We start from the raw sequence: 21,977 nt of genomic DNA on the forward strand, positions 1-21,977 counted from the left end.
TATAAAAAATCTTTGATCTTCCAGCAGGAGCCGGACGCAGAGGCTTCACCTAACGGCGCAGAAGCGTTTCAGCAGGCGGCGCAAGGATAATGTCCTGTTCTCGATAGAGAAAGGGCTTTTGTTGACATGAATCATCTCGGATTCGGTAACAGTGCGCGCCGGGCTCTGGCGGCCATGTTGAAGGCTATGCTTCCACCACAAGGGCACCTCGGCTAAGGTGCGCGGCTTTACATCTTTTGCATGCGAAGGCCTTCCATGACCGAACCCAACAACAACCCGCTGCACGGCGTGACGCTGGAGCAGATCCTCAACGCCCTCGTGCAGCATTACGAATGGTCGGGCCTGGCTGAACGCATCGACATCCGCTGTTTCAAGAGCGACCCGAGCATCAAGTCGAGCCTGACCTTCCTGCGCAAGACGCCGTGGGCGCGGGAGAAGGTCGAGCGCCTGTACATCAAGTTGATGCGTACCAAGCGGCCGGTCTGAACCGTGGATATCGATCTGCGTCGTCCCGCGCGGCTCGTGGCGGTGGCGGCAGTGCTCGGCTGGACGGGTTTGAGCATCCAGTTGTACCTGATCCTGCTCGGCCGATGGGAGCTGGACGCGAGCCTGCTGGGCGGGTTGGTGAACTTCTTCAGTTTTTTCACGGTGCTGACCAACACCTTGGTGGCAGTGGTATTGACCTGGGAACTGAACCCGCGCCAATCCCCAGCCCGTCGCTGGTTCCTGTGGCCCAGCGTGCGCAGTGGTATCGCCGTGAGCATCGCCCTGGTCAGCCTGGCCTATAACCTGCTGTTGCGGCATCTATGGCAGCCCGAAGGGTGGCAGTTCGTGGCCGACGAGTTGCTGCACGACGTGATGCCGCTGCTGTACATCGTCTATTGGTGGCTGTATGTGCCCAAAGGCACCTTGCGCCTGGGCCACATCGGGCTGTGGATGATCTATCCCTTGGTGTATTTCGCCTATGTCCTGCTGCGCGGGGATCTGTTGGCGGCCTACCCCTACCCTTTCATTGATGTGGCGAACCTGGGTTATCCACAGGTGTTCATCAATGCCGGGGGGATCTTGGCGGGGTTTGTCGGGATTGCGTTGGCGGTGGTGGGGGTGGATCGGTGGTTGGGGCGAACACATTGAAGCCTGGTGAATATGCTCTTGTGGCGAGGGGATTTATCCCCGCTGGGCTGCGCAGCAGCCCCAAAGCTGTCAACTTACTCTGCCTGACACACCGAGGCGCCGGATTTGGGGGCTGCTACGCAGCCCAGCGGGGATAAATCCCCTCGCCACAGATCAATCCTCTGCCACAAGGGGGTTGTGTTGCATATCCGGCATCAGCGCCTGGCCGGCAACATCCACACCAGCCCACTGCTCTTGGCCCGCTCATGACACAACGCCAAGACACTGCGCCGTTCCTCGTTATCCATCCGGCTCCATCGGGTGATTTCCGCCACGGTGCGCTGGCAACCGGTGCAGACGTCGTCATCGTCCAGCGCGCAGACGTTCACGCAGGGCGAGCGAACCGGGCGTTCGGACGGGGTCATTGTTCTTGCTCGGCGAGGTCGCGGGCATAGCGCTGCGCGTTGTGGACATAGTGAGCCGCGCTGGCTTCGAGCATTTTCTTCTGGGCCTCGGTCAATTCCCGCACGACCTTGCCGGGCGAGCCCATCACCAGCGAGCCGTCGGGGATCTCCTTGCCTTCACCGATCAACGAGTTGGCGCCAATGATGCAGTTCTTGCCGATCTTCGCACCGTTGAGAATCACCGCGTTGATGCCGATAAGGCTGTAGTCGCCCACCGTACAGCCATGGAGCATGGCGTTGTGACCGATGGTCACGCCGGTGCCGATGGTCAGCGGGTAGCCCATGTCGGTGTGCATCACCGTGCCGTCCTGCACGTTGCTGTGCTTGCCGATCAGGATCAGTTCGTTGTCGCCGCGCAGGACGGCGTTGAACCAGACATTGGCGCCCTCTTCGAGGCGGACCTTGCCCACCAGCGTGGCGTTGGGCGCGACCCAGCTCTGTGGGTGGGTTTCGACACGGGCATCGCCCAGGCGGTATTTCATGAGGATCCTCGGGTCATCAGGTATTGATGTAGCTTTTGGGCGGCGTGTGCAGGTCGATATCGGCGTCATACAACAGGTTGACCAGTTCGACGATCATGATCGCCGTCAGGCCCCAGATCTTGTATTCGCCAAAACGATAGCTGGGTACGTACCAACTGCGGCCCTGGTAATCGATACGATGCGTGTGTTCGCGCGGGTCCTTGCGAAAAAACTCCAGCGGCACGCTGAACACCGCGGCAATCTCGGCATCGTTGGCCTGGTATTCGACGTAGTCCGGAATCACCCCGACATAGGGCGTGACCTTGATGCCATGCAGCGAAATCAACGGGCTGAGGGGGCCGATCACTTCCACCAGGCCGGGAGGCAGGCCGATTTCTTCCTCGGCCTCGCGCAGGGCGGTGAAGATCAGGTCGGGGTCTTCCGGGTCGCGGCGCCCGCCAGGAAAGGCCACCTCGCCGCCATGGGTCGAGAGCCCGCTGGCGCGCAGGGTCAGGACCAACTCCGGTTCATCGCTGCGGGTGATCGGCACCAGCACCGCGGCTTCAGGGAAACGTCGGTCGGCCTGCAGGTCTTGCGGGGTATGGTTGCTTACTCGATGCAGTAGCTCGTCCAGCATGAGACTTCTCGATTTATTCGCTACCTTGCATCATGCACCAATCATTCAAGCGGCCCAAGCCCCGCACCGCGTCGTGTCGCGAAACGACAACTTGCCGCACCGGCCCACGCACGCCAAGATAGGCGCAGCATTCAGGAACCCAAGCATGAAATTCTGCAGCCAGTGCGGTAACCCGGTGACCCAGCGCATACCCGAAGGCGACTCGCGCCTGCGCTTCGTTTGCGACACCTGCCATACCATCCATTACCAGAACCCCAACATAGTGGCCGGCTGCGTACCGACCTGGGGCAGTAAAGTCCTGTTGTGCCGGCGCGCCATCGAGCCGCGGCGCGGTTATTGGACGCTACCGGCAGGCTTCATGGAAAACGGAGAAACCATCGAACAGGCCGCCGTGCGCGAAACCGCCGAAGAGGCCTGCGCCCGGGTGCGAAACTTGAGCATCTATACGCTGATTGACGTACCGCATATCAGCCAGGTACATGTATTCTTCCGCGCCGAACTGGTGGATGAGGATTTCGCCGCCGGGCCCGAGAGCCTGGAAGTGAAATTGTTCGAAGAAGCGGATATTCCCTGGGACGAGCTGGCTTTCCGCACGGTGGGCCGTACCCTGGAATATTTCTACGCTGACCGCCGGGCCGAGGATTACCCGGTGCGATCCGAATCGATCCCACCGCTGGCCCAGCCCGCCAACACCTGAAAATACCAATCAATATAGCCGCGACACCTCTAGGGATACCGTTTCAATGCGCTGGTTGCTTGTCCTGTTCTGCTTGTCGTTCACCGCTGTGTCCCAGGCCGCCGCCGTGGGAACCTACAACGGCAAAGTCATCGAAAAAGTGCTGGTGCTCAAGTCCGCCCATCAATTGCAATTGATCAACGACGGCAAGCCGCTCAAGACCTATCGCATTTCCCTGGGCAAGGGCGCCAAGAAAGGCCCCAAACTGATCGAAGGCGACAAGCGCACCCCCGAGGGTTTCTACTGGATCGACTGGCGCAAGACCAGCGACCGTTTCTACCTGTCGATGCACATTTCCTACCCCAACATCAGCGACGCCGCCCGCGCCCGACGCGAAGGCGTGGAGCCGGGGGGCATGATCATGATCCACGGCACGCCGGATTCGGAAGAGAACCCTGAACAGTTGTTCCATACGCTGGACTGGACCGACGGCTGCATCGCCATGCGCAACGTGGACATGCGCGAAGTCTGGAACCTGGTGCCGGATGGGACGATGATCGAAATCCGGCCGTAGAACTCGACCACACATGAGTTCCCTGTGGCGAGGGGATTTATCCCCGCTGGACTGCGCAGCAGTCCCCTAAGCCAACAACTCAATCTACCTGACACACCGAACTGCCTGGCTTGAGGGCTGCTTCGCAGCCCAGCGGGGATAAATCCCCTCGCCACAAAAGTCGATGACTATCAGCCTTTTGTTACAAGTCCAGGCACCGCAACGCAATCCCTCCCCCAGCCTTGATCTACTCTCAGAACTGATGCGGTAGGTCGAGGCTCTGCCCAGCAGCCCCCCGCAGAATCCAAAGTGAGATGTGTCACGTCGAAGCATAGGCAGTCATGACGTATGTGATTCGACAGGGCTTCACAGTTCCAGATGAGACATCAAATCATGACAACCAATAACAATTTCATACGGGCGACAGCTGTCGCGGTGGTGGTGTTGGCGGGTGTGTGGCAACCGAGCGCAGACGCGTGGGGAGCCGATGGAAAAGAGGAGCCGTGGTATACCGCCTGGCTTCAGGTTACCGCGGATTCGAGTGTGCCGATCCGCGATACCAAGCCATCGTTGCATTGGCGTACCGACATGAACACGCTCTATCGAGGGGACACGACGGATCAGGGACTCGGGGCCTTCCAGGACGGGATTTTACCCAAAGCCGTAGGCTCCCCCGTCATCGAGTGGATGTATGACTGGTGGAGCCACGGGGCTGGCGCAGGTAAATCGGTCTACAGCAGTACAACCCGCGACCAGGCGCTCGCCCAACGGTTCGCCAAGGAATGGGTGTACGAGATCAAAGCTCCCCATGGTATCGATCAGGATGTGTCGGGAGGACCTGTCAGTGAGCAGGAAATCAGCTTTCCGGGAGGCGTCAAGCGCCAGTTCATCAAGCAAGCATGCAAGAAAGACAACCTTGCCAACTGTGAGCCGAACCCGAACTACCGCGAACCGACGGGCCATGAAAGCCCATTGGAGGTCGCGGCGGTGAGCATCGATTGGAGCCGGATCACGCCCCCAGAGGGTCTGGCCTGGGTAACGAGTAAGCAATCCCTCTGGGCAGTCGGCTCTTCAATAATCAACTCCGTACAAGGGGCGGATGCACTTGCCCAAGGATTACGGGCCTGGAATTCGCAAGTACCGAACTTGAGATTGGCGAGTGATCCAGAGTCGTCCGTTTTTACCAACTCGGTTGTTGTGGCGTTTCGCGACTATACCGATGCCAAGATCTGGGCCATCGCCCAAGCGCAAAACGGCGGCTGGGTATATGAAGTCAGGCCCAACAGCGTGGCCGTGGATTTGTCCGGACGTAACACAGGCGGACGTGAAGGCGCCTTCGCGTTCATCGGTGGCATCAAAGGAGGCCTGCTGATGAACGCCCGTCGTTTCGAGAAAGGCGTGGGCGAACCGGTTGAGTGCATCGGCATAGAAAAAGAGGTTTGCCGCCTCGAGAACCGCCATCAATAGTTTTCAAGCCCATGCCATCTGCCGTGCAGGGTGGCTGATGCTGTCACTTGGGGCTTGTATGTCTCCCTCGCCACAGTTTCAGTGCTCTGCCGGTTTTTTTGTATTCGTCTTTCGATTTATCGCGAGCAGGCTCGCTCCCACAGTGGATTTGTGGTGTTCACAGAACTTGTGGTCGACACCCGTCCCTTGTGGGAGCGAGCCTGCTCGCGATGAGGCCGGCACTTATTGCATCAGGTCCGAAGCTCTACCCGATCCAAAGCTTTGTTCGCCAATAGCGCTCCCAGCTCGATCATCTGCGCCACTCCCAACGCCACATGCCGCCGAGAACCTTCCAGATCGAAGGCAAGATCGCTGAGCATCGCATTGGCCGAGGCCAGGGTTTCGCTGAGGTTGGCTAGCAGGGCTTCGGTATCGACGTTGTCCGAGACGGTGAACAATTGCGTCGAGGGTTGGGGTTCTGGTTCGCTGTCGTCGGGCTTGAGGTAATGGTCCATCGCACGGTCGGCGGCTTCTTTCAGCTTGTCGGGGGCGTAGTCGCCGTAGGGGAAGGTGGAGGCGGGTTTTGGCGGATTTGGGGTTTCTTTGATCATGTGCAGCTCCTTGTATCAATGGGAGCCACCGCCCTTCTGCGGTCAAACAAAAAGGGGCAGCTGTACGCGGGTTGACCGACCGGAAACAAGGCATTCCGGCACGTCCGAAGACGTCCCACGCACAGCCACCGGCGACACGATACCTCAGACGAACGAAAAACGCCTGAAATAGGTCTTGGAAACGCTGGCGCGCCTTGTAGGTTCGGACGGTCAAATCCGGTCGCTGAATTGGCAGCGACACCCAAAGGCTAGAGCCCTCGCTTCCGAGGCACAACCTTAAAAACATGTCGGAAACTTCGGGGCGTCTGACAGACCAAAGGATGATCATTCACACAACAAAAAACCGGCCGAAGCCGGTTTTCGAGGATGACATTTGGGTTTACACAAACGCTGCGCGCTGCTCAGCCTCATAATGCCGAGTTTGAAAAGGCAAGAGGGTTTGCACCTTCAAGCCAAGACCTTCATTCAGCCCCCAAGCGAGAGCAAGTTCATCACGGCGTTTGCGAAGCGCAACAGCGGTTTGTGAGGTTATGGCTTGCTTGGGTGTCGAACGTAAAAATAGCTCAAGGGCTTTGAAGACTTCCAATGCGCGACTGTCCGTGACACACGAAAATCGGGTGAGTCGTTCGAGCAGATATCCTGCGCGACGCAACTCGACCTCATTAGTGTGTTGACTCAGAAAAGCTTGGGCTGCGCTTATCAAGTCCAGGTTGGAATACCAGACAGCTTTGGCTGCACTCACGAGTGCAACATCATCTGCGTGATCCAGCGGGCTTTTGACCAATGTGTCCAGAGCGGCTGAGAGGACGTGGCCGTTAGCAGGCTTCGTCATCTGTATTCTCCAAATAATTTTGCAAAATGTGGGTAAGAACAGACGTTGGAGGCTCTTTGTTACCAACATATACATCAATTGCCTGCATTGCCAGTCGACGCAGCTCGGCGGTCAATATGAAGCCGGCCCTCAGGAGCGCCATGATATCGCCAACGTCTTGGTCCGTTGCTCTACCCAGCTTTGAAATCGCAATATCGATAGGAGCAGCAATGTGGACGTGCAGAGGTGACTCTATCGGGAACTCTTCAAGGGGGATGCTTCGGACCCAATAATCCTCGTGAATCGGACCAAAGCTGGTGTTGTATTGGAGGTCGTAGTTCAGCTCCATCAATCGGCCGGACTTCTCGTCGACAAATTGCTCAGGCACTTCCGCAAGCAGCGTTCGAAGATGAAAGCCTTCCGGAAGGCTCGCCTCATAGATTTCGGCGTCAACGTCCGTGGAAACACGATGATGCGTATAGAGATGTACTGCGCATCCGCCAAACACCATGACTTTAACCGCCCCTGACTCCGCATTTTCATATATCAGCTCCGCTTCGACAGACTTGAACATTGAAATCAAAGCCCGTCCCAGGGAGGTACTTGTATTGAGGCGGGGGGTGATCATATCCGGCAGTTCCATGTTTGGACCTCAGAGGCTGCTGTTGCTCCTTGAAACTTGGATCTGCTGCTCGGTCTTCCCAAGGCCGGTAAGCGATCCCAGTGCTTGGAGATGTGGGCTCCGAAAGCTAGAGCCCTCGCTTCCGAGCGACAACCTTAAAAACATGTCGGAAACTTCGGGGCATCTGACAGACCACCCATCTGATCAGGGATGTTTCGCACAGATTTCAGATAGGCTTTTTTGGATGGGGTTGGATACATATTCATTGCTGCGGTAACGGCGACTTAGGGTTCCGCCCTGACGGCGGCTCACTTTCGAAAAGCCCGGAAGCCGGCCCAGTCGAAAGAAACCAAAGCGCTTCTGCCCCACCACTTGGCACCTCGCTAGGCTCGGTGTGCCCGAGATCAACGTCCACCACGAGGCGGCCTGATAGCCGACCTGGTTCTTGGTGGGACCGCGTTTCTCCTGTGTGCGAGCTTGCTCGCGATGAGGCCAGCAAACCCAATATCCATGTGACTGAACCGCCGCCATCGCGAGCAAGCTCGCTCCCACATTGGATTTTCAGCAGCCACAACACTCATATACGCCGCAAACACCTTGTGGGAGCGGGCTTGCTCGCGAAGAGGCCAGTACATTCAACATCCTCGTTGGCTGTTATGCCGCCTTCGCGAGCAAGCCCGCTCCCACAGGGAAATCGGAGTACGACCGGGAGAGCCAGGTCGGCTATCAGGCCGCCTCGCGAGCAAGCTTTGCTCCCACAGATCTGACGGGTGTACGACTGGGTGCGCCAGGTCGGCTATCAGGCCGCCTCGTGGTGGGGTGGACGTTGATCTCGGCGCCCCGTTAACCACGCTGGCCGAACGCAGGTATTGCGCAGTGGGTACCTCGGCATGGATGCCGAGGTAGCCGCGCTGGGCCATGGATGGCCCTTCGCGGCGGGCCCACGGAGCAATGCCGGAGTGAGGGCACACCGAGCCTAAGCGAGGTGCCAAGTGGTGGGGCAAAAGCGTTTTGCTTACTTTTGCGCTTCTCAAAAGTGAGCCGCCGTAAGGGCCATCCCTTTCAAGGTCTTAGGTAAAATCCCCTGAAGTTTCTATCAGGGATACCCGAACGATGTGGGCCGATGTTCTGGAGCGTTTCGAGAAAAAAGCACCTGCCAGCGTTATGGCCAAATTGGCGCTGGAGCACGCTATTGCCCCTGAGTGGGTCGATCAGGTCTTCGAAGAACATCGGCAACGGCAGTATTCTCGTGAGCTACTGTTCTCGACCATCATCAAGCTGATGTCCCTTGTTTCATTGGGCTTGAAGCCGTCCCTTCACGCCGCCGCGCGGCAACTGGAAGATCTTCCTGTCAGCCTGGCGGCCCTCTACGACAAGATCAGTCGTACCGAGCCAGCTTTGTTGCGCGCCCTGGTCACGGGCTGTGCGCAGCGCCTGGCTCCAACCATCAAGGAGTTGGGTTGCACGACGATGTTGCCGGGTTGGCAGGTTCGGGTGGTGGACGGTAATCACTTGGCATCCACTGAGAAACGACTGGGGGCTTTACGCCACGAGCGCGGCGCCGCTCGGCCCGGGTTTTCGGTGGTTGTCTACGACCCCGACCTGGATCAAGTCATCGACCTGCAGGCATGTGAAGATGCCTACGCAAGCGAGCGCGTTTGTGTGCTGCCCCTATTGGCCAATGCCGAGCCAGGCCAAGTGTGGCTGGCTGATCGACTCTATTGCACGCTCCCGGTTATGGAGGCTTGTGAGCAGGTCCAAACCTCCTTTGTCATTCGTCAGCAAGCCAAGCATCCACGCTTGATTCAAGAGGGTGAGTGGCAAGAGCCAGTGCCTGTGGAAACAGGCACTGTGCGTGAGCAGATCATTCAGGTCAGAGGCGGTTATCAGTGTCGGCGTGTCGAACTGACGCTTCATTCGCCAACAGACTCGGGTGACAGCAGCTTGATGTTCTGGAGCAACCTGCCTGAAGGCGTCAGCGCGCAGCAGATCGCGGAACTCTATCGCCGCCGCTGGAGCATTGAAGGCATGTTCCAGCGACTGGAAACAATCCTGGAAAGTGAAATCGAAACCCTTGGTAGCCCAAAGGCTGCATTGCTCGGGTTCACTACTGCGGTGTTGGCCTACAACGTCCTGGCCGTACTCAAACGAAGCGTCGAGCAAGCCCATCAGGCTTCCCAGCCTGACGGCTGGGAAGCCTCAACCTATCACTTGGCGGTTCAGGTCCGGAGTGGTTATGAAGGCCTGCAAATTGCGCTGCCCTCGGAATGTTTTCCCGTCATACCTCTGGAAAAACTGGCCCAGCGCTTGTTGGAACTGGCCAGAAACATCCAACCAAAACAAGTTGCGAAAAATCCCCGGGGCCCCAAGGTGCCTAAACCCAAAACATGGGTGCAAGGCACTGCGGTGCATGCACATGTTTCAACGGACCGGGTAATCAAGGCCGCCAAAACGAAAAGACCTTGAAAGGGATGGCCGTAAGGGCGGAACCCTAAGCCGCCGTTACCGAAGCAACGGATATACACACAAAACAAACCACCGCCGGTCACCACAAAAATAAATATCAAATTTCAAAACCCGCGCCCCATGCATACCACTGACCTCTACCCCCCCAGCCCAAAGCAAGTAATTTCACGCACTATCCCCACCACCCTAATACCACTTCAAACACCCCCTCTAAAAACACCCCATAAACACTCGTAACCCACCAGAACCAGCGTTGACATGGTATTCAAGTGGTATTAGCTTCAACCGCAACTCACCGAGCGACAACGCCTACAAAACCGCATCGGACAAACAAATGAACGACATCCTGGCCCTACGCCCCGACGACACCCAACCCACCCCGCTCTACCTGCAACTGGCACGCAACCTGGAAACCGCCATCCACGCCGGCCAGTGGAAAGCCGAGCAAGCGATGCCCTCCGAACGCAGCTTGAGCGAGCAACTGGGCATTTCCCGGGTCACCGCCCGCAAAGCGCTGGAAGTGCTGTTCGAACAAGGCCTGATCCGCCGCAACCAGGGCTCGGGCACGTTCATTACCCCACGCCTGGAACAACCGCTGTCACGCCTCAGCGGCTTCAGCGAGATGCTGCGGCTCAAGGGCTTCGTGCCGGGTTCGCAATGGCTGGAGCGGGAAATCACCCCGCCAACCCACGAAGAACTGATCCGCCTGGGCCTGTCACCCACCGACAAGGTCGCGCGGCTCAAGCGCCTGCGCAAGGCTGACGACACGGTCATGGCCATCGAAATGAGCACCCTGCCCGCCAGCATCATCCCCAAGCCACAAGCGGTGGGCGATTCGCTCTATGAATTCCTCGACGGCATCGGCAAGCCGGTGGTGCGCGCGCTGCAACACATCCAGGCCATCAACGCCTCGGACGAATTCGCCGCCCTGGTGGGCATCGCCCCCGGCACCGCGATGTTGCTGATGACCCGGGTCGGCTACCTGGAAGACAACACCCCCATCGAAGTCACCGACACCTATTGCCGCAACGACTACTACGACTTCGTCGCAGAGCTGCGGCGTTAGACGACTAGAGAGTGCCCATGTCCGAAGACAACATCCTCACCTCCAACGGCTGGGTTCGCGGCCACCTGATCCATGAACACGGCAAGATCGTGGCCATCGATGGCCAACCCTGCGATCCGGCGAGCAATGACCTGCCCTATTTGCTGCCCGGTTTCATCGACCTGCACGTCCATGGCGGTGGCGGCATGGACATCATGCAAGGCGCCCTGGCGTTCGAAACCATCGCCCGCACCCATGTGCGTTTCGGCACGACGTCGTTGCTGGCGACCACCATGACCGCGCCCAGCGACGAGATCGCCAGCGTGCTCAAGGCCCTCGGCGAGTTTTGTGAGCAGCGCCAGCGCGGCAACGCCCGGGTTCTCGGCGTACATCTGGAAGGCCCTTACATCAACCCGGGCAAACTGGGCGCCCAACCGAATTTCGCCCACACCGCGCTGCTGGCCGAGGTGGAGAGTTACCTGGCCCTGGCACCGATCAGGGTGATCACCATTGCCCCGGAAATCGCCGGCCACGACGCCCTGATTCGTACGCTCAGCGCCCGAGGTGTGCGCATGCAGATCGGCCACACCCTGGGCAGCTACGAGGAAGGCGTCGCCGCGCTGGCCGCCGGGGCCAGCAGTTTCACCCATCTATATAACGCCATGAGCCCGCTGCACCACCGCGAACCGGGCATCGTCGGCGCGGCGCTGGCCCATGCGCAATACGCCGAGCTGATCCCGGACTTGCTGCATGTGCACCCCGGCGCCATGCGCGTGGCCCTGCGTTCGATCCCGTGCCTGTATTGCGTGACCGACTCCACCGCCGCCGCCGGCATGCCCGATGGCGAGTACAAGCTGGGCAGCCACACCGTGACCAAGTGCCTGGGCGGCGTTCGGCTGGCCGACGGCACCCTGGCCGGCAGCACCCTGACCATGGACCAGGCCCTGCGCAACCTGGTGAAGATCGGCCTGCCCATCGGCGAAGCCTCGCAACGCCTGTCCCAATTCCCTGCCGACTACCTCGGCCTGCCCGAGCGCGGACGCCTGCAACCCGGTGCCTGGGCCGACTGCGTGCGCCTGGACCGTTCCCTGACGCTGACCGACGTGATGGTCGAAGGAGAAGCCATTGACTTGCAAAATGCTTGAAGAGGCCCTGAGCTCGTTCGAAGCTGTCGAGCGTCAGTTGCAACAATTGGACCCGGCGCTGATGGAAATCGCCGGACGCCTGCGCCGTCAACCGCCGCAAGTGGCGATGACTGTGGCGCGGGGCAGTTCCGACCACGCCGCCAGCTACTTCGCCTACCTGACCATGCAGCTATTGGGCATCCCGGTGGCCTCGCTGCCAATGTCGGTGGTGACCATGCAGCAGGCGCCGCTCAAGGTCAGCGGCCAGGTGGCCTTTGCATTTTCCCAGTCGGGACAGAGCCCGGACCTGGTCGACAGCCTGCGTCTGCTGCGCAAGCGCGGCGCCTTGAGCGTGGCCTTGGTCAATGCTGCCGACTCACCGCTGGAAGCGGCGTGTGAATTCAGCGTGCCGTTGTGCGCCGGCGTCGAAAGCAGCGTCGCCGCCACCAAGAGTTTCATCGCCACCCTCAGCGCCAGTGCGCGACTGGTAGCCCATTGGAAGGACGACGCCGAGTTGCTCGAAGCGGGCAATGCCCTGCCCGAAGGTTTGCGCGATGCCGCCCGTCAGGACTGGAACGTTGCCGTCGAAGCCCTGCGCAACTGCCAGCGGTTGATGGTGATCGGCCGGGGCGCCGGGTTCGCCATCGCCCAGGAAGCGGCGCTCAAGTTCAAGGAAACCTCGGCGATCCAGGCCGAAGCCTTCAGCAGCGCCGAAGTCCGCCACGGGCCGATGGCGCTGATCGATGCCGACTACCCGCTGCTGGTGTTCGCCCCGCGCGGTGCCGAGCAGGCCGGAGTGTTGAGCCTGGCCGCGGACATGCGCCAGCGCGGCGCCCGGGTACTGCTGGCGGCGCCGGATGACATCGCCGAACGCGACCTGACGCTGACCCGCGCCGGACACCCGGCCCTGGACCCGATTCTGGCCATCCAGAGCTTCTACGGCATGGCCGCGAGCCTGGCCGTGGCCCGAGGACTGGACCCGGACCAACCAAGGCACTTGAGCAAGGTCACCCGTACGCACTGAGCCAACGGCTTTCTTTCAATAAAAGAGTCTGATGAGAGCGCCCCATGCCCAACAATAATAAAGAGCTGATCCTCAGCGCCCCGCTCAGCGGCCCGGTGCTCACCCTCGCCAATGTCCCGGACGCGGTGTTCGCCAGCGGCGCGATGGGCGACGGAATCGCCATCGACCCGCTGAACGACACCCTCTACGCGCCCTGTGCCGGCGAAGTGATCCACGTCGCCCGCAGCGGCCACGCCGTGACCCTGCGCGCCGACAACGGCGCTGAACTGCTGCTGCACCTGGGCCTGGACACGGTCGAGCTGCAAGGCGAGGGTTTTTCCATGCTGGTCAAGGAAGGCGCGCGGGTCAGCAACGGCCAGCCGCTGCTGCGTTACGACGTAGACAAGGTGGCACTGCGCTGCAAGAGCCTGGTCAGCCTGTTGGTCATCACCAACGGCGAGCACTTCCAGGCGCGGCCTATCACCCTCAAAGGGGTGAAGGTCGGCGAGCCGCTGTTGCACGTCGTCGCCAAGACCCCGGCTGAGACGCAAGACGAAGAACAGGCCGTTGGCATCGAAGTTTTCGGTCAGGTGCGCATCGCCCATCGCGGAGGCCTGCACGCCCGCCCGGCGGCGTTGATTCGTCAGACCGCCCAGGGTTTCAAGAGCCGTTCGCAGCTGCATTTCCAAGGCAAAACGGCATCCTGCGACAGCGTGATGGGAATGATGGGCCTGGCCATTACCGAGCAGGCAGAGGTGCACGTCAGTTGCCGGGGCAGCGATGCCGAGGCGGCGTTGCACGCCCTGCTGAGCACGTTATCCACAGCCCTGGCTGAAGAAGCCCACGCCGTGGCGCCTGCGGTAAAAGCCCAGCACCGTAGCGCCGAAGCCGGCGTGCTGCATGGTGTGTGTGCGGCCCCCGGTCTGGTGGCCGGGCCGTTGGTTCGGCTCGATGGCATTCAATTGCCCGAGGACGCTGGCCGCCACAACGTCGAAGAACAACGGCAGCAGTTGAACAGTGCCTTGGGGCACGTTCGTCGCGAAATCCAGCTCACCCTGGAAAACGCCAAGGCCCGTCGCCATCGCGACGAAGAAGCGATTTTCAGCGCCCATCTGGCGCTGCTGGAAGACCCGATCTTGCTCGACGCCGCGCACCTTGCCATCGACCAGGGCAGTGCCGCGAGCCACGCCTGGAGCCGCTCCATCGACGTGCAGTGCAAGGTGCTGCAGCAACTGGGCAGCACGCTGCTGGCCGAGCGCGCCAATGATTTACGCGATCTGCGCCAGCGGGTCTTGCGCGTGCTGTTGGGCGAGGCCTGGCAATTCGACGTGCCCGCGGGCGCCATCGTTGCCGCGCAGGAACTGACTCCGTCGGAGCTGCTGCAACTCTGCGCTCAAGGCGTGGCCGGTGTGTGCATGGTTGAGGGCGGGGCAACCTCCCATGTGGCGATCCTGGCCCGAGGCAAAGGCCTGCCGTGCCTGGTGGCGCTGGGCGATGCACTGCTGGTACAGACGCCGGGGCAATCGGTGGTGCTGGATGCCGACGGCGGCCGCCTCGAACTCGCGCCAACCGCCGAGCGCCTGGCCCAGGTGCAGCAAGAACAACGGCGGCGAGCGACCCAACACGCCCAACAAGAGGCCCTCGCCCACACATCGGCGCATACCCGTGACGGCGTGAATATAGAAGTGGCGGCCAATGTCGCCTCCCGTAGCGATGCGGCCCAGGCACTGGCAAGCGGTGCCGACGGGGTTGGCTTGTTGCGCACTGAATTCCTCTTCGTCGACCGTCACACCGCACCCGACGAAGAAGAGCAACGCCAGGCCTATCAAGCCGTACTCGATGCCATGGGCGACAAGCCGGTGATCATCCGCACCATCGACGTCGGCGGCGACAAGCAGTTGGATTACCTGCCGCTGCCGGCCGAAGCCAACCCGGTGCTGGGCCTGCGCGGCATTCGCCTGGCCCAGTTGCGACCGGAACTGCTCGACCAGCAATTGCGGGCCTTGCTGCAAACCCGTCCGCTGCAGCGCTGCCGAATCCTGCTGCCGATGGTGACCGAGGTCGACGAACTGCTGCACATCCGCCAGCGCCTCGATACCTTGGCCAGCGAGCTGGGCCTGAGCGAACGCCCGCAACTAGGGGTGATGATCGAAGTGCCGGCCGCCGCGTTGCTGGCCGAACAATTGGCCGAGCACGCCGACTTCCTCTCCATTGGCACCAACGACCTCTCGCAATACACCCTCGCCATGGACCGCGACCACGCCGGCCTCGCCGCCCGGGTCGATGCCTTGCATCCGGCACTGCTGCGGCTGATCGCCCAGACCTGCGCTGGCGCGGCGAAGCATGGACGCTGGGTCGGCGTGTGCGGCGCCTTGGCCTCCGATCCGTTGGCCACGCCCGTGCTGATCGGGCTGGGCGTACGCGAGCTATCGGTCAGCCCACCGCAGATCGCTGAAATCAAGGCGCGCGTGCGCCAGCTCGACACCGTCAAGTGCGCTTGCCTCAGCGCCGAGCTGCTGAACCTGGGCAGTGCCGCCGCCGTGCGCCAAGCCTGTCATCAACACTGGCCCCTGGGCTGAGCCACGTCGAAGAACAATAAAAGGAGAGACGCCATGTACCAGCATTTCATCGAAGGGCTGCAACGCCTCGGCCGTGCGCTGATGCTGCCGATCGCGATCCTGCCGATTGCTGGCCTGTTGCTGCGCCTGGGCGACACCGATCTTTTGAACATCGCCATCATTCACGATGCCGGGCAGGCGATTTTCGCCAACCTGGCAATGATCTTCGCCATCGGCATCGCCGTGGGTTTCGCCCGGGACAATAACGGTACGGCGGGGTTGGCCGGGGCCATTGGTTATCTGGTGATGATCGCTACCCTGAAAGTGCTCGATGCCAGCATCAACATGGGCATGCTCGCCGGGATCATCAGTGGCCTGCTGGCCGGCGCGCTGTACAACCGCTTCAAGGACATCAAGCTGCCGGAGTACCTGGCGTTCTTTGGTGGCCGGCGCTTCGTGCCGATTGTCACGGGTTTCAGCGCCGTCGGCCTTGGCGTGGTGTTCGGCCTGATCTGGCCACCGATCCAGCAGGGCATCAACAGCTTCGGCGAACTGCTGATGGCCAGTGGCAGCTTCGGCGCGTTCGTCTTCGGTGTATTCAATCGGTTGCTGATCGTCACCGGTTTGCACCACATCCTCAACAACATGGCCTGGTTCATCTTCGGCAGCTTCACCGATCCGCAAACCGGCGCGGTGGTCACGGGCGATCTGACTCGCTACTTTGCCGGCGACCCCAATGGCGGCCAGTTCATGACCGGCATGTTCCCGGTAATGCTCTTCGGCCTGCCCGCCGCGTGCCTGGCGATGTACCGCAATGCCCCGCCCCAGCGGCGCAAAGTCATGGGCGGGATTTTGTTGTCCATGGCGCTGACGTCGTTTCTCACCGGGGTCACCGAGCCGGTGGAATTCGCCTTCATGTTCCTCGCGCCATTGTTGTTCCTGCTGCATGCCTTGCTCACCGGGCTGTCGATGGCGATCACCGATTGGCTGAACATTCGCCTGGGCTTCACCTTCTCCGGCGGTTTCATCGACATGGTCCTGGGTTGGGGCAAGTCCAGTAACGGTTGGTTGGTGGTACCGGTGGGCCTGGTCTATGCGGTGATCTATTACGTTGTATTCGACTTCTGCATTCGCCGCTTCGACCTGAAGACCCCGGGGCGTGAAGACGTGCCGGCCGGGGACAAACCGGTCATCGCCCAGAACCAGCGCGCCAAGGCCTACATCCAGGCCTTGGGTGGTGCGGACAATCTGATCACCGTCGGCGCCTGTACCACACGGCTGCGCCTGGACATGGTCGATCGCAACAAAGCGTCCGACACGCAACTCAAAGCCCTTGGCGCCATGGCCGTGGTGCGTCCCGGCAATGGTGGGAGCTTGCAGGTAGTGGTCGGGCCGATGGCCGACAGCATTGCCGATGAAATCCGCTTGGCCCTGCCCTCTTCTGCCCGTCCTGCCACTGCGCCCGTGGTTGCGCTGGTTGAGCCTGCTGCACCAACCGCCGTGTCCGGGGTCGAAGCGCAGCAGTGGCTGGATGCGCTGGGTGGCGCTGGCAATGTGTTGCAGCTCGATTGCGTGGCGACGAGCCGGTTACGGGTGCGACTGGCCGATGGCCAAGGGTTGTCGGAGAGCCAACTCAAGACACTGGGTTGCCAGGGAGTGAGCCCGTTGGACGGTGGAGTCTGGCACTTGCTGCTGGGGGAGAAAGCACCGGGGTTGTGGCGGGCGTTGGAGGCGGTGGTGCTGAGCCGTCAGGCGGGTGTCAAAGCCTGAATTTTCGTTGCCTGATAGCCTGCTCGCGATGAGGCCTGCACACACCCAACACATCTGACAGACCACCCCCTGTGGCGAGGGAATTTATCCCCGCTGGGCTGCGCAGCAGCCCCAAAACAACCAAACTCAATTTGCCTGACACACCGAGGTGCCGAGTTTAGGGCTGCTTCGCAGCCCAGCGGGGATAAATCCCCTCGCCACAACAATAAAAAAACCCGCTGAATCAATCAGCGGGTTTCTCATTCAACGGCCGGAGGATCAGAAATCCTCCAACCGCCACACTTCATACGCCGGTGTCTCGTAGGGATGGCTCTGCTTCAACGCCACCACCACCGCACGGATCAACTCATCGGCAACGACAAGCTCCACCTTCCACTCCTCGACCTGCTCGACCTGGCCCGCTTCGCCAATGAACGGCTGGCTGCCGTCCAACGGGCGGAACTGGCCCAGGCCCAGCACTTGCCAGGCGCAGTGGTCGTAGTCGCCGATCCGCCCGCCACCGGCGGCGAATACGGCGCTTTTGACCACGTCCAGGTGGCTGGCCGGGACGAAGAAGCAGAGCTTGTACACCGCCTCAGTTCACCCAGACGCGGGCGTTGCGGAACATGCGCATCCATGGCGCGTCTTCGTTCCAGTCGTCCGAACGCCACGAGTTCTGCACCGCGCGGAATACGCGCTCGGGGTGCGGCATCATGATCGTGACGCGACCGTCGCGGCTGGTCAGGCCGGTGATTCCGCGCGGCGAGCCGTTCGGGTTGGCCGGGTAGGTTTCGGTGACCTTGCCGTGGTTGTCGACGAAACGCAGCGACACACAACCGGACAGGTCGGCTTCGAGCAGCGCTTCTTCGCTTTCGAATTCGGCATGGCCTTCACCGTGGGCGATGGCGATCGGCATGCGCGAACCGGCCATGCCCTGCAGGAAGATCGAGTTCGATTCCTGGACCTGGACCATCGCCACGCGCGCTTCGAACTGCTCGGAGCGGTTGCGCACGAAGTGCGGCCAGAACTCGCTGCCCGGGATCAGTTCGTGCAGGTTGGACATCATCTGGCAACCGTTGCACACGCCGAGGGTGAAGCTGTCGGTACGTTCGAAGAAACCCTGGAACGCATCGCGAGCGCGGCTGTTGAACAGTGCCGACTTGGCCCAGCCCTCACCGGCACCCAGCACGTCACCGTAGGAGAAACCGCCGCAAGCGACCATGCCCTTGAAGTCGTTCAGGTCGACACGACCGGCGAGGATGTCGCTCATGTGCACGTCGATCGCGCTGAAACCGGCACGGTCGAACGCCGCCGCCATTTCCACCTGGCCGTTGACGCCCTGCTCGCGCAGGACCGCCACTTGTGGGCGAATGCCTTTCTTGATGTAAGGCGCGGCCACGTCGAGGTTGACGTCGTAGCTGAGCTTGGCGCTCAAACCCGGGTTGTCTTCTTCCAGCAGCGCGTCGAACTCCTGCTCGGCGCAGTCGGCGTTGTCGCGCAGACGCTGGATCTGGTAGCTGGTTTCCGCCCACTGGCGCTGCAACAGGCTGCGCTGGCCTTCGAAGACGGTATCGCCGTTGAAGGTGATGTTGATGTGGGCGTTGTTGATCGGCTGGCCGATCACCGAGACGCAGTCGGCCAAACCAGCGGCGCTGAACTGAGCGAGGATGTCCGGGGTAGCGTCCTGGCGAACCTGGATCACCGCGCCCAACTCTTCGTTGAACAGGATGGCCGGGATTTCAGCGGTGGATTCGGCGACGCTGTCGAGGGTCAGGCTCAGGCCGCAGTGGCCGGCAAACGCCATTTCCACCACGGTGGTCAGCAAACCGCCATCGGAACGGTCGTGGTAGGCCAGCAGGTGACCGTCGGCGTTGAGGCCCTGGATGACGGCGAAGAACGCCTTCAGGTCTTCGGCATCATCGACGTCCGGTGCTTGCGAGCCGAGCTTGCCGTGTACCTGGGCCAGGATCGAGGCGCCCATGCGGTTCTGGCCACGGCCCAGGTCGATCAGGATCAGGTCGGTGGTGCCCTTGTCCATGCGCAGTTGCGGGGTCAGGGTCTGGCGGATATCGGTGACTGGCGCGAAACCGGTCACGATCAGCGACAGCGGCGAGGTCACGCTCTTGTCCACGCCTTCGTCGTTCCAGCGCGTGGCCATGGACATGGAGTCCTTACCCACCGGAATGGTGATGCCCAGCTCCGGGCACAGCTCCATGCCGACGGCCTTGACCGTGTCGTACAGGCGGGCGTCTTCACCCGGGTGGCCGGCGGCGGACATCCAGTTGGCCGACAGCTTGATGTCGGAAATCTTGCCGATGCGCGAAGCCGCGATGTTGGTCAGGGTCTCGCCAATCGCCATGCGGCCCGACGCCGGAGCATCCAGCAGCGCCAGCGGCGTGCGCTCGCCCATCGCCATGGCTTCGCCGGTGTAGACGTCGAAGCTGGTGGCGGTCACGGCCACGTCGGCCACCGGCACTTGCCACGGGCCGACCATCTGGTCGCGGGCCACGAGGCCGGTGATGGTGCGATCGCCGATGGTGATCAGGAAGCTTTTGCTCGCCACGGCCGGGTGATGCAGCACGCGCTCGATGGACTCGGCGAGGTCGAGGGTGGACGGATCGAAATCGTCGCCCAACTCGGTTTCACGAACGGCCGAACGGTGCATGCGCGGGGCTTTGCCCAGCAGCACTTCCAGCGGCATGTCCACCGGGCTGTTGCCGAAGTGGCTGTCGGTGACGGTCAGTTGTGGCTCGGCAGTGGCCTCACCCACCACGGCGAACGGGCAGCGCTCGCGTTCGCAGATGGCCTGGAAGCGCTCGAAGTCAGCCGGGCCGACCGCCAGGACATAACGCTCCTGGGATTCGTTGCTCCAGATTTCGTGCGGGGCCATGCCCGGCTCGTCGTTCGGAATGTTGCGCAATTCGAAGCGGCCGCCACGGCCACCGTCGTTGACCAGTTCCGGGAAGGCGTTGGACAGGCCGCCGGCGCCGACGTCGTGGATGAAGCTGATGGGGTTGTGTTCGCCCAACTGCCAGCAACGGTCGATGACTTCCTGGCAACGGCGTTCCATTTCCGGGTTTTCCCGCTGGACCGAAGCGAAGTCCAGGTCCGCCGAGCTGGTGCCGGTGGCCATGGAGGAAGCGGCGCCGCCGCCCAGGCCGATCAGCATGGCCGGGCCACCGAGGACGATCAGCTTGGAGCCGACCACGATTTCGCCTTTCTGCACGTGTTCGGCGCGGATGTTGCCCATGCCGCCGGCAAGCATGATCGGCTTGTGGTAACCACGAACTTCTTCACCACGCGGGGTGCTGATGGACTGTTCGAAAGTACGGAAATAGCCAGTCAGGGCCGGACGGCCGAATTCGTTGTTGAACGCCGCGCCCCCCAGGGGACCTTCGATCATGATGTCGAGGGCGTTGACGATGCGCTCAGGCTTGCCGTAAGGCTTTTCCCACGGCTGTTCGAAGCCAGGGATCTGCAGGTTCGATACGGTGAAGCCGGTCAGGCCTGCCTTGGGCTTGGCACCGCGACCGGTGGCGCCTTCGTCACGGATCTCGCCACCGGAACCGGTGGACGCGCCCGGGAATGGGGCGATGGCGGTCGGGTGGTTGTGGGTCTCGACCTTCATCAGGATGTGCACCGGCTCCTGGACCGCACCGTACTGGCGGGTCTCAGGGTTCGGGTAGAAACGCCCGGCGACGTTGCCGACGATCACCGCGGCGTTGTCCTTATAGGCCGAGAGCACACCTTCGTTGTGCATCTGGTAGGTGTTCTTGATCATGCCGAACAGGCTTTTTTCCTGGCTCTGGCCATCAATGTCCCAACTGGCGTTGAAGATCTTGTGGCGGCAGTGCTCGGAGTTGGCCTGGGCGAACATCATCAGTTCGATGTCATGGGGGTTGCGCTTCAAGCCCTGGAAAGCATTGACCAGGTAATCGATCTCGTCTTCGGCCAGGGCCAGGCCCAGTTCGGCGTTGGCTTTTTCCAGCGCGGCACGACCGCCGCCCAGCACGTCGATAGCGGTCAGCGGCTTGGGTTCGGCGTGGCTGAACAGGCCGGCAGCCTGCTCCAGGTTACCCAGCACGACCTGGGTCATGCGGTCATGCAGGCCATCGGCAATCAACTGGGCCTCGGCCTCGCTGAACTCACCGGCGACATAAAACGCAATGCCGCGCTCCAGGCGCTGGATTTTCGCCAGGCCGCAGTTGCGGGCGATATCGCTGGCCTTGCTCGACCATGGCGAAATGGTGCCGAAACGCGGCAGTACCAGGAACAGACGACCGGCCGGCTCCTGGACGGGAACACTGGGACCGTACTTCAGAAGGCGCGCGAGCACCTGCTGTTCGTCGCCGGTCAAACCGCCGGTGACTTCGGCGAAGTGAGCGAATTCAGCATACAAGCCACTGACAGCCGGAACCTTCTGGCTCAGTTGCTCAAGGAGTTTGCTGTGGCGAAAGGCAGAAAGGGCAGGAGCGCCGCGCAGGATCAACATCTTCGGGACAGCCTCGGGAAGGGGGTGTGCTTTGAGGCCGTGCATTCTAGCCTAAACCGCCGGCAACGGCACCCGAAACGGCACGGGCGGTGCGAGCCGAATGTCGGTCTTTGCTTGCACGGCGCTACTGGACAGCGGTACCCATG

The 21,977-nt window shown here is 61.4% G+C and carries 19 protein-coding genes; 11 read left to right on the top strand and 8 right to left on the bottom strand.

From position 1 onward, the window contains the following. Nucleotides 1-255 precede the first annotated feature (255 nt). Together PBDP_RS23780 and PBDP_RS23785 are read left to right on the top strand one after the other, a co-directional pair. Entirely contained in the window at nucleotides 256-486 is a 231-nt protein-coding gene (locus PBDP_RS23780) for a VF530 family protein (protein ID WP_003205228.1), read from the top strand. Between the two features lie 36 nt (nucleotides 487-522). Further along, nucleotides 523-1,134, top strand: a complete 612-nt coding sequence (locus PBDP_RS23785) for a Pr6Pr family membrane protein (RefSeq protein WP_109754012.1) — start codon at nucleotides 523-525, stop codon at nucleotides 1,132-1,134. Nucleotides 1,135-1,328: 194 nt separating this feature from the next. On the opposite strand, the gene PBDP_RS23790 is transcribed toward PBDP_RS23785, so the two are convergent. The 3 genes from PBDP_RS23790 to PBDP_RS23800 are packed head-to-tail and all read right to left on the bottom strand — an operon-like array spanning nucleotide 1,329 to nucleotide 2,675. Then, nucleotides 1,329-1,538 (bottom strand): DUF1289 domain-containing protein, encoded by a 210-nt coding sequence (locus tag PBDP_RS23790; RefSeq protein ID WP_109753729.1) that lies wholly within the window; start codon nucleotides 1,536-1,538, stop codon nucleotides 1,329-1,331. Further along, complete coding sequence (locus tag PBDP_RS23795) at nucleotides 1,535-2,059, bottom strand: gamma carbonic anhydrase family protein (protein WP_109753728.1); 525 nt, start codon at nucleotides 2,057-2,059, stop codon at nucleotides 1,535-1,537. The genes PBDP_RS23790 and PBDP_RS23795 overlap by 4 nt, the downstream gene beginning before the upstream one ends. A gap of 16 nt (nucleotides 2,060-2,075) precedes the next feature. Beyond that, complete coding sequence (locus PBDP_RS23800; RefSeq protein WP_109753727.1) at nucleotides 2,076-2,675, bottom strand: CoA pyrophosphatase; 600 nt, start codon at nucleotides 2,673-2,675, stop codon at nucleotides 2,076-2,078. A gap of 145 nt (nucleotides 2,676-2,820) precedes the next feature. Here PBDP_RS23800 and PBDP_RS23805 point away from each other — a divergent pair, with 145 nt between their 5' ends. The 3 genes from PBDP_RS23805 (at nucleotide 2,821) to PBDP_RS23815 (ending at nucleotide 5,371) form a co-directional block, all read left to right on the top strand. After that, nucleotides 2,821-3,372: an NUDIX hydrolase gene (locus PBDP_RS23805; protein WP_092166299.1), complete on the top strand. Its 552-nt coding sequence runs from the start codon at nucleotides 2,821-2,823 to the stop codon at nucleotides 3,370-3,372. A gap of 46 nt (nucleotides 3,373-3,418) precedes the next feature. Beyond that, nucleotides 3,419-3,925 (top strand): L,D-transpeptidase family protein, encoded by a 507-nt coding sequence (locus PBDP_RS23810; protein WP_072409000.1) that lies wholly within the window; start codon nucleotides 3,419-3,421, stop codon nucleotides 3,923-3,925. Between the two features lie 372 nt (nucleotides 3,926-4,297). Beyond that, nucleotides 4,298-5,371 (top strand): scabin-related ADP-ribosyltransferase, encoded by a 1,074-nt coding sequence (locus PBDP_RS23815; RefSeq protein ID WP_212801405.1) that lies wholly within the window; start codon nucleotides 4,298-4,300, stop codon nucleotides 5,369-5,371. Nucleotides 5,372-5,601: 230 nt separating this feature from the next. Here PBDP_RS23815 and PBDP_RS23820 read toward each other — a convergent pair whose 3' ends face one another. The 3 genes from PBDP_RS23820 to PBDP_RS23830 form a co-directional block, all read right to left on the bottom strand. Next, on the bottom strand, nucleotides 5,602-5,961 hold the full coding sequence (locus tag PBDP_RS23820; protein ID WP_109754739.1) for a DUF6124 family protein: 360 nt from the start codon (nucleotides 5,959-5,961) through the stop codon (nucleotides 5,602-5,604). A gap of 379 nt (nucleotides 5,962-6,340) precedes the next feature. Next, nucleotides 6,341-6,793 carry a hypothetical protein gene (locus PBDP_RS23825; protein WP_212801406.1) on the bottom strand — a complete coding sequence of 151 codons (453 nt, stop codon included), beginning with the start codon at nucleotides 6,791-6,793 and terminating at the stop codon, nucleotides 6,341-6,343. Continuing rightward, nucleotides 6,777-7,415, bottom strand: coding sequence for a DUF6036 family nucleotidyltransferase (locus tag PBDP_RS23830; RefSeq protein WP_212801407.1), 639 nt, complete (start codon nucleotides 7,413-7,415; stop codon nucleotides 6,777-6,779). Before PBDP_RS23830 ends, PBDP_RS23825 begins: the two co-directional genes overlap by 17 nt. 1,143 nt (nucleotides 7,416-8,558) lie before the next feature. Here PBDP_RS23830 and PBDP_RS23835 point away from each other — a divergent pair. From PBDP_RS23835 to nagE, 6 genes are all read left to right on the top strand, one after another. After that, nucleotides 8,559-9,860 (top strand): IS4 family transposase, encoded by a 1,302-nt coding sequence (locus PBDP_RS23835; protein ID WP_212802470.1) that lies wholly within the window; start codon nucleotides 8,559-8,561, stop codon nucleotides 9,858-9,860. Nucleotides 9,861-10,194: 334 nt separating this feature from the next. Further along, nucleotides 10,195-10,926, top strand: coding sequence for a GntR family transcriptional regulator (locus PBDP_RS23840; RefSeq protein ID WP_072395392.1), 732 nt, complete (start codon nucleotides 10,195-10,197; stop codon nucleotides 10,924-10,926). Nucleotides 10,927-10,943: 17 nt separating this feature from the next. After that, nucleotides 10,944-12,050 carry an N-acetylglucosamine-6-phosphate deacetylase gene (gene nagA, locus PBDP_RS23845; RefSeq protein WP_109754742.1) on the top strand — a complete coding sequence of 369 codons (1,107 nt, stop codon included), beginning with the start codon at nucleotides 10,944-10,946 and terminating at the stop codon, nucleotides 12,048-12,050. Next, nucleotides 12,031-13,053 (top strand): SIS domain-containing protein, encoded by a 1,023-nt coding sequence (locus tag PBDP_RS23850; RefSeq protein WP_212801408.1) that lies wholly within the window; start codon nucleotides 12,031-12,033, stop codon nucleotides 13,051-13,053. The genes nagA and PBDP_RS23850 overlap by 20 nt, the downstream gene beginning before the upstream one ends. A 44-nt stretch (nucleotides 13,054-13,097) precedes the next feature. After that, nucleotides 13,098-15,611, top strand: coding sequence for a phosphoenolpyruvate--protein phosphotransferase (gene ptsP / locus PBDP_RS23855; protein ID WP_212801409.1), 2,514 nt, complete (start codon nucleotides 13,098-13,100; stop codon nucleotides 15,609-15,611). 33 nt (nucleotides 15,612-15,644) lie between these two features. Next, the gene (gene nagE / locus PBDP_RS23860) at nucleotides 15,645-17,360 is read left to right on the top strand and encodes an N-acetylglucosamine-specific PTS transporter subunit IIBC (RefSeq protein WP_212801410.1); all 1,716 of its coding nucleotides are present in this window, start codon (nucleotides 15,645-15,647) and stop codon (nucleotides 17,358-17,360) included. A 258-nt stretch (nucleotides 17,361-17,618) separates the two neighbouring features. Here nagE and PBDP_RS23865 read toward each other — a convergent pair whose 3' ends face one another. Together PBDP_RS23865 and purL are read right to left on the bottom strand one after the other, a co-directional pair. Continuing rightward, nucleotides 17,619-17,930, bottom strand: a complete 312-nt coding sequence (locus PBDP_RS23865; RefSeq protein ID WP_109754746.1) for a YqfO family protein — start codon at nucleotides 17,928-17,930, stop codon at nucleotides 17,619-17,621. Between the two features lie 4 nt (nucleotides 17,931-17,934). Beyond that, nucleotides 17,935-21,831, bottom strand: coding sequence for a phosphoribosylformylglycinamidine synthase (purL, locus tag PBDP_RS23870; RefSeq protein WP_109754747.1), 3,897 nt, complete (start codon nucleotides 21,829-21,831; stop codon nucleotides 17,935-17,937). Nucleotides 21,832-21,977: the final 146 nt, after the last annotated feature.

This window comes from Pseudomonas sp. St290, from assembly GCF_018325805.1.
GTDB lineage: Bacteria > Pseudomonadota > Gammaproteobacteria > Pseudomonadales > Pseudomonadaceae > Aquipseudomonas > Aquipseudomonas bijieensis.